Source organism: Pseudomonas cremoris (genome assembly GCF_014230465.1).
Map to the genome: position 1 here is coordinate 190,624 of NZ_JAAXCY010000008.1, position 12,152 is coordinate 202,775.

Below are 12,152 nucleotides of genomic sequence, written 5' to 3' on the forward strand. Positions count from 1 at the left end.
CCAATGTGGGGGCTGGCTTGCCTGCGATAGCGCCAGACCAGCCAATGCAAACTCATCGACGGGTGACAAAAGCTGACAAGGCCGCAACCGCCTCCGGCGACTTCAACCGCTGCGTAAACAGCGCCCCTTCCTCCTCGATCACCTGGCGCAACTGCTCGCGGTCCACGCTCTTCATCAACTGCTTGGTCACCTGCACCGCCCCGGTGGCCAGGGTTTCAAAACGCCCAGCCACTTCCCGCGCCTTGGCCAGCGCTGCGTCACCGCTGCCCAACGCCTCGGTGGCAATGCCCCAAGCCGCTGCCTGCTCGCCCGTAAAGCCCTCACCCAACAGCAACAGTTCGGCCGCCTTCGCATGCCCCAACAGGCGCGGCAAGATCAAGCTTGAACCAAACTCAGGGCACAGCCCCAGGTTGACGAACGGCATACGCAAACGTGCATCGCGGCTGATGTAAACCAAGTCGCAATGCAGCAACAGCGTCGTACCGATACCCACCGCCGCACCGGCCACGGCGGCGATCACCGGCTTTCGGCAGTTGAGCAGGCTTTTCATAAAGTGAAACGGTGGGCTGTCGAGGTCGGCGGGCGGTTGTTCTAGAAAGTCGCCAATGTCGTTGCCGGCGGTGAAGCATTCGCTGCTGCCCTGGATCAGCACCGCGCTGATATCCGGGCTCGCATCCGCTTGCTCCAGCGCCTCGGCCAAGGACGTGTACATGGCACGGGTCAGGGCGTTTTTCTTGTCGGGGCGGTTGAGCTGCAAGGTCAGCAGCCCGCCTTCGCGGTGCTGCAAAATGGCGTCGGTCATGGCGAATCTCGCGACTATAGAGTTCAGCGCTCAACCACGGGGCAGGAACACATCGGCCAGCAGTTGATTGCGCGGCAGTCCCGCCAGGAACAAGCGCTTGGAGAACGCTTCGACATGGGCGGGGTGCCCGCAGAGTAAGGCCAGAGTTTGCCGCGAAACAAGCCGCAGTTGCGCCAATGCCTGGGCCGACTCGGCCGCAGTCCACAGCTGCACCTGCACGTTTGGATGCTGCGCGGCCAGTTGTGCCAAGGGCTCGGCCAGGTAGTGCCCTTGCGCATCATGGGCCAGGTGAATCACGCGGATAGGGCCTTGGTGATCCTGGCGCAGTGCTTCACGCAACACACCCCATAACGGCCCTAGGCCGGTACCGGAAGCCAGCAACCACAGCGGCCGGTTTTGCCAGTCCGCATCGTATTGCAACGCACCGCCGCGCAGCTCGCCCAGGCGTAAAGGGTCGCCGACCTGCAACTGCCGGGCACGATCACTGAACTCGCCCGGCAGCCGGCAATCGAGGTGAAACTCCAGGAACGGGTCTTCCTGGGGCAAGCTCGCCAATGAGTAAGGACGTGCTACCTGCCCTGCCCACACCACCAAATGCTGGCCCGCTCGATACCGCAGGCCCCGCTCAGTTTGCAGGCGCAAGCGCAACACATTCGGGTTCAGCCAATCGGCACCTACCACTTGAGCGGCCAAACCGTCACGCGCCGGGTCAAACGTCTCGACCCGCACATCCCCACTCACGTGGCACTGGCACGCCAGCCGCCAGCCGTCCTGGCGCTGCGCCGGGCTCAGGGCATCGGGCTGCTTGTCCTCGACTTCGCCGTGGCAACGTACCAGGCAGGCATGACAACTACCGGCACGGCAACTGAAGGGCACGGCCACACCCGCCTGGTTCAGCGTATCCAGCAGATTGCTGCCGGTTGTGACCGACCAGTGGCGTTCGCCGACGTGCAGTTCAGGCATATAAAGGTCTCGATGACAGGGGATGCGCACAGGGAATCATGCCTGCGACAGTTTGACCATAGTCGGGTGTATCGGCCACCGTACCGGGTTATACTGCCGCGCCTTTTTAGCGTCGCGCCTGCACCATTTTGGCGTGCCTTGGAAAGGTGGCTTCAGCCGACCGATGCAACACTGACGCCACCTTTATTGAATGTTCCCTTATAGAGGAGCGCGACTCATGACCGTGATCAAGCAAGACGACCTGATTCAGAGCGTTGCCGACGCCCTGCAATTCATTTCCTACTACCACCCCGTTGATTTCATCCAGGCCATGCACGAAGCCTACCTGCGCGAAGAATCGCCAGCAGCCCGTGACTCCATCGCCCAGATCCTGATCAACTCGCGCATGTGCGCCACCGGCCATCGCCCGATCTGCCAGGACACCGGTATCGTTACCGTGTTCGTGCGCGTGGGCATGGACGTGCGTTGGGATGGCGCCACCATGGGCCTGGACGACATGATCAACGAAGGCGTGCGTCGCGCCTACAACCTGCCGGAAAACGTCCTGCGTGCATCGATCCTCGCCGACCCGGCAGGCGCGCGCAAAAACACCAAGGACAACACCCCAGCGGTCATCCACTACTCCATCGTCCCGGGTAACACCGTGGAAGTGGACGTGGCGGCCAAGGGCGGCGGCTCCGAGAACAAGTCGAAAATGGCCATGCTCAACCCGTCCGACTCGATCGTTGACTGGGTTCTGAAGACCGTTCCGACCATGGGCGCCGGCTGGTGCCCACCGGGCATGCTGGGCATTGGCATCGGCGGCACCGCCGAGAAAGCTGCGGTGATGGCCAAGGAAGTGTTGATGGAGTCCATCGACATCCACGAGCTGAAAAAGCGCGGCCCGCAGAACCGTATCGAAGAGATGCGCCTGGAGCTGTTCGAGAAGGTCAACCAACTGGGCATCGGCGCCCAGGGCCTGGGTGGCCTGACCACCGTGCTCGACGTGAAGATCATGGACTACCCGACCCACGCCGCCTCGCTGCCGGTGTGCATGATCCCCAACTGCGCCGCCACGCGCCACGCGCACTTCGTGCTCGACGGCTCGGGCCCTGCGTCGCTGGAAGCGCCACCGTTGGACGCCTACCCGGAAATCGTCTGGGAAGCCGGCCCATCGGCTCGCCGTGTCAACCTCGACACCCTGACCCCGGAAGAAGTGCAGAGCTGGCAGCCGGGCGAAACCGTATTGCTCAACGGCAAGATGCTCACCGGCCGCGACGCCGCGCACAAGCGCATGGTCGAAATGCTGAACAAGGGTGAAACCCTGCCGGTCGACCTCAAGGGTCGCTTCATCTACTACGTCGGCCCGGTTGATCCGGTGCGCGAAGAAGTGGTTGGCCCGGCGGGCCCGACCACCGCGACGCGGATGGACAAGTTCACCCGTCAGATCCTCGAACAAACCGGCCTGCTGGGCATGATCGGCAAATCCGAGCGCGGCCCAACCGCCATCGAAGCGATCAAGGACCACAAAGCCGTGTACCTGATGGCTGTCGGCGGCGCGGCTTACCTAGTGGCGCAAGCCATCAAGAAGTCCCGCGTTGTCGCGTTCGCCGAGCTGGGCATGGAAGCGATCTACGAGTTCGACGTGAAAGACATGCCGGTCACCGTTGCGGTGGACAGCAAGGGCGAATCCGTCCACATCACCGGTCCTGCCATCTGGCAGAAAAAGATCAGTGAAAGCCTGGCGGTAGAAGTGCAGTAAGCATTTTCCCGCTTGGATGAAGGCGACTGCGGCTCCACGGCCCAGTCGCCTTTTTTATGGCTGGCACTTTTGTTAAGCCGAGCCCGCTCCCACAAATACCCACCCGTCACAAGAGTCAGGGTGCTCATGGTATGGTGCACTCCCCTCACTGCGCCTGTTCATCACCGTATGATCGTGATCCCTCGTCCCCTGCGCCTGACCTTCTTCTCCCTGTTGATCATCGCCGGCGCACTGCTGGCCGCGGCCTTGGCTACGCGCCATGCCGAACGCCAGGCCTTGGCGGACGACGCCGCTCGCGCCAGTCAGCAGCTCATGCTGTATGGCAACTCCCTGCATACCCTGATCGAACGCTACCGCGCCCTGCCGGCGGTGCTGGCGCTTGACTCGGAAATGATCAACGCCTTGAGAGGCCCGCTGGATGCCAGCACTCAGGACTTGCTCAACCGCAAGCTGGAGCGCATCAACGGCGCCGCGCAGTCTTCTACCCTGGAGTTGATGGACCGAACCGGCCTGGCCGTGGCCGCCAGTAACTGGAACCTGCCCAGCAGTTATGTCGGCCACAACTACGCTTTCCGGCCCTATTTCAGCCAGACCCGAAGCCAGGGGACCGGGCGCTTTTTTGCCGTGGGCGTGACCACCGGAATACCGGGATATTTCCTCTCGAGCGCGGTGCTCGATGAGCACGAACAGTTCCTTGGTGCCATGGTGGTCAAGCTGGAGTTCCCCGAGCTTGAACGCGAGTGGGCCCAGGGCAACGACCTGCTATTGGTCAGCGATGCGCGGGGTATCGTATTTATTGCCAACCAACCGGGCTGGCGCTATCGCAACCTGCGACCGCTGTCGGACAACGACCTGGCCGAACTCAAGGCCACCCGCCAATACGACAAGAAACAACTGCAACCGCTGGAGACCCAGTCGCTGCAACGCTTTGACGACAACAGTCACCTGATGCGCGTCAATGGCCCCGACGGCAACGCCAATTACATCTGGGAATCGCTGCCGCTGAAAGCAGAAGGCTGGACCCTGCACCTGTTGCGCAAACCGCAATTCGCCTTCGAGGACCAACGCAACGCCGGGCTCGCCGCCGCTGGCTCGTGGCTTGCGCTGGTGTTCCTGGTGCTGTTCCTGACCCAGCGCTGGCGCTTGGCTCGCTTGCGTCAGCGCAGTCGTGAAGAACTTGAGCAGTTGGTGGAAGAACGCACCCAAGCGCTGCGCACCGCCCAGGATGGCTTGGTGCAGTCGGCCAAGCTGGCAGCGCTGGGACAGATGTCCGCCGCCCTCGCCCATGAGATCAATCAACCGCTGACCGCCCAGCGCATGCAATTGGCAACCCTGCGCCTGCTGCTGGACCATGGCCGCGTAGACGATGCCTACAAGGCGCTGACGCCGCTGGACGAAATGCTCACGCGCATGGCAGCGCTCACCGGCCACCTCAAGACCTTTGCGCGCAAAAGCCCCAGCGGCTTGCGCGAACGGCTGGATTTGGCGTTAGTGGTCGACCAATCCCTGCATTTACTTGATGCCCGCCTGCGCGATGAAGGCATCGGCGTGGTGCTCGACCTGACACGCCCGGCGTGGGTACGGGGCGATGCGATCCGCCTTGAACAGGTGCTGATCAACCTGCTGCGCAACGCCCTCGACGCGATGGCCGACAAACCGCGTAAACGCCTGGAAATCCGCCTGCAGGCTGACCAGCAACTGTGGCAACTCACTGTCAGCGACAGCGGCGGCGGGATTGCCGAGGAGCACCTGAACAGCGTGTTCGACCCATTCTTCACCACCAAACCCGTGGGTGATGGGCTCGGCCTCGGGCTGGCAGTGTCCTACGCGATCGTGCATGAACTCGGCGGTCGCCTGATTGCCGGCAACCGTGGTGACGGCGCCGTGTTTACCCTGACCTTGCCTATCGCGCTGGAGACGCCCGACCTATGTTGAACGCGGTGATTGTGGTCGATGACGAAGCCAGCATTCGCACGGCCGTAGAGCAATGGTTGAGCTTGTCCGGGTTTGAGGTGCAACTGTTCAGCCGCGCCGAAGAATGCCTGGCGAAATTGCCCAAGGACTTTCCCGGAGTGATCCTGAGCGACGTGCGCATGCCTGGGCTCAGCGGGCTCGAGCTATTGGCCGAAGTGCAACGTCGCGATGCCGACTTGCCGGTGATCCTGTTGACCGGCCATGGCGACGTGCCGATGGCGGTGGAAGCCATGCGCGACGGTGCCTACGACTTCCTGGAAAAACCCTTCAGCCCCGACGCGCTGCTCAACAGCCTGCGCCGGGCCCTGGACAAGCGCGGGCTGATCCTGGAAAACCGCCGCCTGCATCAACAGGCCGATCATCGCGCGCAGTTGGAAACAAGCCTGCTGGGTGTGTCCCGGGGCTTGCAGAACCTGCGCCGCCAAGTGCTCGACCTGGCGAGCTTGCCGGTCAATGTGCTGATCCGTGGCGAGACGGGCAGCGGCAAGGAACTGGTCGCGCGCTGCCTGCATGACTTTGGCCCACGGGCGAAAAAACCCTTCGTGGCCCTCAACTGCGCGGCGATCCCCGAGCAGCTGTTTGAGGCCGAGCTGTTCGGCCATGAAAGCGGCGCGTTCACCGGCGCCCAGGGCAAGCGCATCGGCAAGCTGGAATATGCCCATGGCGGCACGCTGTTCCTGGATGAAATCGAAAGCATGCCGCTGGCCCAGCAGGTCAAGCTGCTGCGGGTGTTGCAGGAGCAAAAGCTGGAGCGGCTGGGTTCCAATCAAAGCATTCATGTGGATTTGCGCATCATCGCCGCGACCAAGCCAGACCTGCTGGAAGAGGCGCGCGCCGGCCGTTTTCGCGAAGATTTGGCCTATCGGCTGAACGTGGCGCAGCTGCGCCTACCGCCACTGCGTGAGCGGCGCGAGGATATTGCGCTGCTGTTCGACCACTTTGCCCACAGCGCGGGCGAACGGCTGGGCCGCAGCGTTGAGCCCTTGAGCGGCGCACAGTTGGGGCGAATGCTCGGCCATGATTGGCCGGGTAATGTCCGTGAGTTGGCCAACTTCGCTGAACGCCAGGTGCTGGGCCTCGGCGATCCGGAGCCGGAAGGGATTGAGGCGGGGCAATCGTTAGCGGCGCAGCAGGAAGCGTTCGAGGCGCATTGCCTCAAGGCTGCGCTGACCCGGCATAAAGGCGACATAAAGGCGGTGCTGGCGGAGTTGCAACTGCCACGGCGTACCTTGAATGAAAAGATGCAGCGGCATGGGTTGGTGAGGGATACGTTTCTCTGATTCATTCATTGTGTAGTCCTTCAGGCCGCCTTCGCGAGCAAGCCCGCTCCCACACTAACTGCATTCCAAAGATGAAATACGGTCAAGTGTGGGAGCTGGCTTGCCTGCGATAGGGCCAGCGGCCATAGGCGGATTTCCGCTCACCACCCGCAAATCATCAGCAACTTTCCGCTCAAAAAAATCCGCAAACCCTTCTAGAACGGGCCTTCATCCACCTGGCACAGCTCCTGCTATAGCCCAGCCAGGCTGCGCTCAAGCGGCTCCATAAAAACAACTAGATGAAGGATCCTTCAATGGATAATTCCAACGCCCTGCCTCTGGGGTCGGCGGCCGCGCCGACGAAAGAGCGCACTACCTCCAGCCGCATCAAATCGATTTTCAGTGGCTCCGTCGGCAACATGGTCGAGTGGTACGACTGGTACGTCTATGCCGCCTTCTCGCTGTACTTCGCCAAGACCTTTTTCCCTAAAGGCGACACCACCGCTCAATTGCTGAACACCGCCGCGATCTTCGCCGTGGGTTTCCTGATGCGCCCTATTGGTGGGTGGTTGATGGGCCTGTACGCCGACAAGGTCGGGCGCAAGAAAGCCCTGATGGCCTCGGTGTACCTGATGTGCTTCGGCTCGTTGCTGATTGCCCTGAGCCCAGGCTATGAAATGATCGGCATCGGCGCGCCGATCCTGCTGGTGTTTGCCCGTTTGCTGCAGGGCCTGTCGGTCGGCGGCGAATACGGTACCTCCGCCACTTACCTCAGCGAGATGGCGACCAAGGAACGTCGCGGATTCTACTCCAGCTTCCAGTACGTGACCCTGATCTCCGGCCAGCTCATCGCCCTGGCGGTGCTGATCGTGCTGCAACAGCTGCTGACCACCGAACAACTGTACGACTGGGGCTGGCGTATCCCGTTCGCCATCGGCGCACTGTGCGCGGTAGTCGCGTTGTACCTGCGTCGTGGCATGGAAGAAACCGAGTCGTTCACCAAGAAGGAAAAGGCTAAGGAAAGCGCCATGCGCACCTTGATGCGCCACCCCAAGGAACTGATGACGGTGGTTGGCCTGACCATGGGCGGCACCCTGGCCTTCTATACCTACACCACCTACATGCAGAAATACCTAGTGAACACGGTCGGTATGAGCATTTCCGACTCCACCACCATTTCGGCGGCGACGCTGTTCTTGTTCATGTGCCTGCAACCCATCATCGGCGGGCTGTCGGATAAAGTCGGCCGTCGGCCGATCCTGATCGCCTTCGGCATCCTTGGCACGCTGTTCACCGTGCCCATCCTCACCACCCTGCACACCATCCAGACCTGGTGGGGCGCGTTCTTCCTGATCATGGCGGCGCTGATCATCGTCAGCGGCTACACCTCGATCAACGCGGTGGTAAAGGCCGAACTGTTCCCGACCGAAATCCGCGCACTGGGTGTAGGCCTGCCGTATGCGCTGACTGTGTCGATCTTCGGCGGTACGGCTGAATACATCGCGCTGTGGTTCAAGAGCATCGGCATGGAGACCGGGTATTACTGGTACGTGACGGCGTGTATTGCGGTGTCGCTGCTGGTCTATGTGACCATGAAAGACACCCGCAAGCACTCGCGGATCACCACTGACTAACAGCTGAACGCGGTACAAAATGTGGGAGCGGGCTTGCTCGCGAAAGCGGTGGATCAGTCGATACAGTCGGCGACTGACACTCCGTATTCGCGAGCAAGCCCGCTCCCACTTTTAGTTTTGCAGCGTCTGGTTGATCGAGCCATACCGCCGTTGCGCATACGACGCCCCCGCAATCATCACCACCAGCACCGCCGCCAATACCGCCGATGATCCAATGGTGCCGAAATCCAACCCGCCTTTCTCATGGGGCTTGGTGAGGAAGTCGCCCAAGGTCGCGCCAAACGGACGGGTCAGCACAAACGCCACCCAGAACAACAACACCGACGAAATCTGCGTGAAGTATTTGAGCGCCACCACGGCCGCAATGGTCGAACCGATCAGCAACGCGCCTCCGGCAAACCCAAGCCCAGAATCGTCCGCCAGGAAATCGCCCAATGCGGTGCCCAGGGTGTTGGAAAACAGGATGGCCATCCAGTAGAACAACTCGCCGCGAAAGGTCTGCACCTTGTTCACGTTGAGCGAGTCGCCACTGAGGTGCCACATGGCGAAGATGATCATCAAAATCACGATCAAAATCATCGACCCCGTCGCATACCCCAGGCCCAGGGAGCGATCCATAAAGTCCGACATGGTAGTGCCAGCGGTGCTGGTGGACAGGATCACGATCCAGTACAGCACCGGGTTGTAGGTTTTCGACCAGAGCTGCGTCACCAACGTGACCAGGAACACGCTGATCAGGATCATCGAGCTGATGGCATAGCCGACATTCAGGGTCATCGACAGTAAATCACCTGCGGTTTCGCCCAGGGTGGTCGCGCAGATTTTCATAACCCAGAACGCCAGGGTGATCTGAGGAAGTTTATTCATTGGGGGGAAGGCTCCAGAGCTCAGTCATTCAATTGGCCGACTGATGTGGGGTGCCGACCTTGGGGCGCAGACTGAACGTGGCGCTGTGAAAAATAGGTGGGGAGCGCATGAAAATTCCATATCGGATGGAAATTCATCGCCATGCCTTGCAGTATGGCCACCTCAGCAAACTCACCTGCAGGAACCCCGGCCATGCCTGACGATATCCACTTCTACGAACCCGCCAACGGCCACGGCCTTCCCCATGACCCGTTCAATGCCATCGTCGGCCCACGGCCCATTGGCTGGATCTCGTCGCACGACAGCGAAGGCCGCCTGAACCTTGCGCCCTATAGCTTCTTCAATGCGTTCAACTACATTCCGCCGATCATTGGGTTTTCCAGTGTCGGGCGCAAAGACAGCCTGAACAACATCGAACAGACTGGCGAGTTTGTATGGAACCTGGCGACGCGCCCGCTGGCCGAGCAGATGAACCAGAGTTGCGCGGCGGTATCACCCGAGGTGAATGAGTTTGAGCTGTCTGGCCTGACGCCGGTCGCGTCAAAAATCATCAGCGTGCCACGGGTCGGCGAGAGCCCGGTGTCGTTCGAGTGCAAGGTGACGCAGATCATTCAGCTGCAACGGGCCGACAAGGGACTGGTGCCAAGCTGGCTGGTGCTGGGTGAGGTGGTTGCGGTACATATCGCCAAATGGCTGCTCAAGGATGGCATCTATGACACAGCGGCGGCTGAGCCGATTCTGCGGGGGGGTGGCCCAGCGGATTATTTCCAGTTGGGGCCGGAAGCGCTGTTCAAGATGTATCGCCCAGGTGCCACAAAACCCTGACTGAAATGCGATTAAAACTGTGGGAGCGGGCTTGCTCGCGAATGCGGTCTGTCAGTGACACTGTTGTGCCTGACGCACCGCTTTCGCGAGCAAGCCCGCTCCCACATTGGGTTCAGCGGTGTTGGTTAGATTGATGCCGTTGCCCAGGCCAACTGGCCTTCTTCATCCACGTCCACCAACCGCTCCAATTGCAACGCCGCCGCGTCATCGGCATCGGAAGCGGTCTTGAACGTCTGTCCATCAAGGATCTTGTGAAAGCGCGGTGCGCCCATGCCATCCAGTGCCTTGACGGCGACGGCGGCGCTGTAGCCACCTTCTCCCGGCACTACGGCGGAAACGGCTTCGTGGTGGGCAAATTCTTTACGTGCCATGTTGCAGGTCCTGGCCAATGGGAAGTCGGCCATTCTACCCCCGTCAACCGGCGAGTTGCAGGTACTCGCCGTAGGCATGCACGGCGGATGCGTCGGTGAAGGTCTGGAAGTCCATGCTACGAACCACCATGTCATTCAACAGCTCGGTAAAGATCATCAGGGCTGGCGAGTTGAAGTAGGCGCTCATCGCCTGCTCGCTGCTCCAGAAACCCGAGACCAGCCACACATCGGGATCAACCTGGGAATGCTGCAACGAGAATTGCAGGCAACCCTGAGCCTGACGGCCCGGTTCGATCAAACTGCTCAAGCGTGCACCGAGTTCGGTGCTGCACCCGGTACGGGCACGGATAAAGGCCATATGGCTCGCGGGAATGGGGGTGGACATGTTCGACTCTCCCGTTGAGAAGTGATGCTCGGCAAGCACTGTGAGGGCGTGTTGCCACAGGATCAAAGATAACGGCGCAGGTAGCCGCGCAGTTAGTCGATTCCTGCAGGCTTATTGCACAATCCTGCGAGAAGCGTAGATAGGACGTTACAGCCTCGGGTTTTATTCCAAGCCCATGCTCAGTGTTTCAGGGAGATGACAGGCGCTTTGCTTGCCTGATTCACGATTTATCGCAGGATCAGGCAAGGATTGTGCAGAATCGACGTAACACTTTTTGAAAAGCCACCGCTAAGCTGAGCCCATCAAAAAAGCCTGTAGAGGACACTCCATGTCGTCGCCTGAACATCAGTCCATTCCCCTCGATGCCGAGATGGAAAAGCAGCGCGCCGAACTGGCCAGTATCGTGCACCGACACACCTGGGAAGATGGCTCCTACGGCACGGCAATCACCTCGCTGTACCTGAACCGCCACAACACGCCGCGTGATTTTATGCCGGTGCTGGTGGAGCCCGCGCTGTGCATCCTGGCCAGCGGTAGCAAGGAAGTACGCCTGGCCGACGAAATCTTTGCCTACGACCCGCTCAATTACCTGGTGTTCTCGGTGGCGATGCCGGTGGCGGGCCGGATCATCGAGGCCACACCCGAAAACCCGAACCTGTCGGTGCGCATCAATATCGACCCGGCGCAGCTCACCGCGCTGATTGCCGAGGCCGGCCCGATGGGCGTGCCTTCGCGCCCTACTTCTCGCGGAATGTACGTGGACCGTATCGACAGCCAACTGCTGGACGCGGTGCTGCGCCTATCGCGCCTGCTGGATACGCCCAAAGACATCGCGATGCTGGCGCCATTGATCAACCGGGAAATCCTCTACCGCCTGTTGCGTGGGCCGCAGGGTTATCGGTTGTATGAAATTGCCGTGGCCAACAGTCAGAGCCATCGGGTCAGCCAGGCGATCACGTGGTTGAACGGCAACTACGAACAACCCCTGCGCATCGATGACCTGGCCAAGGAAGTGAACCTGAACGTGTCGACCTTGCATCACCGCTTCAAGGCGATCACCGCGATGAGTCCGTTGCAGTATCAGAAGCAGCTGCGCTTGCAGGAAGCACGACGCTTGATGATTGCCGAAGGGTTGGAAGCGTCGGCGGCAGGGTATCGGGTAGGGTATGAAAGCCCATCGCAGTTCAGCCGGGAATACAGCCGGTTGTTTGGTGCGCCACCTTTAAGAGATTTGGCCCGGCTGCGCCAAAGCATCTGACTCAACAGAGATCAAAAATGTGGGAGCGGGCTTGCTCGCGAATGCGGTCAATCAGTTGATACATGTGTTAACT

General features: G+C 60.7%; 11 protein-coding genes. 6 read left to right on the forward strand and 5 right to left on the reverse strand.

Annotated features, from left to right (window positions below):
* Positions 1–52: 52 nt before the first annotated feature.
* Complete coding sequence (locus HF257_RS20855; RefSeq protein ID WP_185708096.1) at positions 53–802, reverse strand: enoyl-CoA hydratase-related protein; 750 nt, start codon at positions 800–802, stop codon at positions 53–55.
* A gap of 30 nt (positions 803–832) precedes the next feature.
* Complete coding sequence (locus HF257_RS20860) at positions 833–1,765, reverse strand: iron-sulfur-binding ferredoxin reductase (protein ID WP_185708097.1); 933 nt, start codon at positions 1,763–1,765, stop codon at positions 833–835.
* A 217-nt stretch (positions 1,766–1,982) separates the two neighbouring features.
* Here HF257_RS20860 and HF257_RS20865 point away from each other — a divergent pair, with 217 nt between their 5' ends.
* The 4 genes from HF257_RS20865 (at position 1,983) to HF257_RS20880 (ending at position 8,373) form a co-directional block, all read left to right on the forward strand.
* The gene (locus HF257_RS20865; protein WP_016971118.1) at positions 1,983–3,506 is read left to right on the forward strand and encodes a fumarate hydratase; all 1,524 of its coding nucleotides are present in this window, start codon (positions 1,983–1,985) and stop codon (positions 3,504–3,506) included.
* A 168-nt stretch (positions 3,507–3,674) separates the two neighbouring features.
* On the forward strand, positions 3,675–5,441 hold the full coding sequence (locus tag HF257_RS20870) for an ATP-binding protein (RefSeq protein WP_185708098.1): 1,767 nt from the start codon (positions 3,675–3,677) through the stop codon (positions 5,439–5,441).
* Positions 5,435–6,760, forward strand: a complete 1,326-nt coding sequence (locus HF257_RS20875; RefSeq protein WP_185708099.1) for a sigma-54-dependent transcriptional regulator — start codon at positions 5,435–5,437, stop codon at positions 6,758–6,760. Before HF257_RS20870 ends, HF257_RS20875 begins: the two co-directional genes overlap by 7 nt.
* Before the next feature lie 293 nt (positions 6,761–7,053).
* Positions 7,054–8,373, forward strand: a complete 1,320-nt coding sequence (locus tag HF257_RS20880; protein WP_185708100.1) for an MFS transporter — start codon at positions 7,054–7,056, stop codon at positions 8,371–8,373.
* A gap of 111 nt (positions 8,374–8,484) precedes the next feature.
* On the opposite strand, the gene HF257_RS20885 is transcribed toward HF257_RS20880, so the two are convergent.
* Entirely contained in the window at positions 8,485–9,240 is a 756-nt protein-coding gene (locus tag HF257_RS20885) for a COG4705 family protein (RefSeq protein ID WP_185708101.1), read from the reverse strand.
* 192 nt (positions 9,241–9,432) lie between these two features.
* Between HF257_RS20885 and HF257_RS20890 the strand changes: the two genes are divergently transcribed.
* The gene (locus HF257_RS20890; protein WP_185708102.1) at positions 9,433–10,065 is read left to right on the forward strand and encodes a flavin reductase family protein; all 633 of its coding nucleotides are present in this window, start codon (positions 9,433–9,435) and stop codon (positions 10,063–10,065) included.
* Positions 10,066–10,190: 125 nt separating this feature from the next.
* On the opposite strand, the gene HF257_RS20895 is transcribed toward HF257_RS20890, so the two are convergent.
* Together HF257_RS20895 and HF257_RS20900 are read right to left on the reverse strand one after the other, a co-directional pair.
* The gene (locus HF257_RS20895; protein WP_185708103.1) at positions 10,191–10,469 is read right to left on the reverse strand and encodes a hypothetical protein; all 279 of its coding nucleotides are present in this window, start codon (positions 10,467–10,469) and stop codon (positions 10,191–10,193) included.
* 10 nt (positions 10,470–10,479) lie between these two features.
* Entirely contained in the window at positions 10,480–10,821 is a 342-nt protein-coding gene (locus HF257_RS20900; protein WP_071484314.1) for an antibiotic biosynthesis monooxygenase family protein, read from the reverse strand.
* Between the two features lie 328 nt (positions 10,822–11,149).
* Here HF257_RS20900 and HF257_RS20905 point away from each other — a divergent pair, with 328 nt between their 5' ends.
* Positions 11,150–12,079 (forward strand): AraC family transcriptional regulator, encoded by a 930-nt coding sequence (locus HF257_RS20905; RefSeq protein WP_185712111.1) that lies wholly within the window; start codon positions 11,150–11,152, stop codon positions 12,077–12,079.
* Positions 12,080–12,152: the final 73 nt, after the last annotated feature.

What these genes read in the sequence shown, in the direction of transcription:
- HF257_RS20855 (WP_185708096.1), bottom strand. Translation starts at nt 802, where the DNA reads ATGACCGACGCCATTTTGCAGCACCGCGAAGGCGGGCTGCTGACCTTG.
- HF257_RS20860 (WP_185708097.1), bottom strand. Translation starts at nt 1,765, where the DNA reads ATGCCTGAACTGCACGTCGGCGAACGCCACTGGTCGGTCACAACCGGC.
- HF257_RS20865 (WP_016971118.1), top strand. Translation starts at nt 1,983, where the DNA reads ATGACCGTGATCAAGCAAGACGACCTGATTCAGAGCGTTGCCGACGCC.
- HF257_RS20870 (WP_185708098.1), top strand. Translation starts at nt 3,675, where the DNA reads ATGATCGTGATCCCTCGTCCCCTGCGCCTGACCTTCTTCTCCCTGTTG.
- HF257_RS20875 (WP_185708099.1), top strand. Translation starts at nt 5,435, where the DNA reads ATGTTGAACGCGGTGATTGTGGTCGATGACGAAGCCAGCATTCGCACG.
- HF257_RS20880 (WP_185708100.1), top strand. Translation starts at nt 7,054, where the DNA reads ATGGATAATTCCAACGCCCTGCCTCTGGGGTCGGCGGCCGCGCCGACG.
- HF257_RS20885 (WP_185708101.1), bottom strand. Translation starts at nt 9,240, where the DNA reads ATGAATAAACTTCCTCAGATCACCCTGGCGTTCTGGGTTATGAAAATC.
- HF257_RS20890 (WP_185708102.1), top strand. Translation starts at nt 9,433, where the DNA reads ATGCCTGACGATATCCACTTCTACGAACCCGCCAACGGCCACGGCCTT.
- HF257_RS20895 (WP_185708103.1), bottom strand. Translation starts at nt 10,469, where the DNA reads ATGGCCGACTTCCCATTGGCCAGGACCTGCAACATGGCACGTAAAGAA.
- HF257_RS20900 (WP_071484314.1), bottom strand. Translation starts at nt 10,821, where the DNA reads ATGTCCACCCCCATTCCCGCGAGCCATATGGCCTTTATCCGTGCCCGT.
- HF257_RS20905 (WP_185712111.1), top strand. Translation starts at nt 11,150, where the DNA reads ATGTCGTCGCCTGAACATCAGTCCATTCCCCTCGATGCCGAGATGGAA.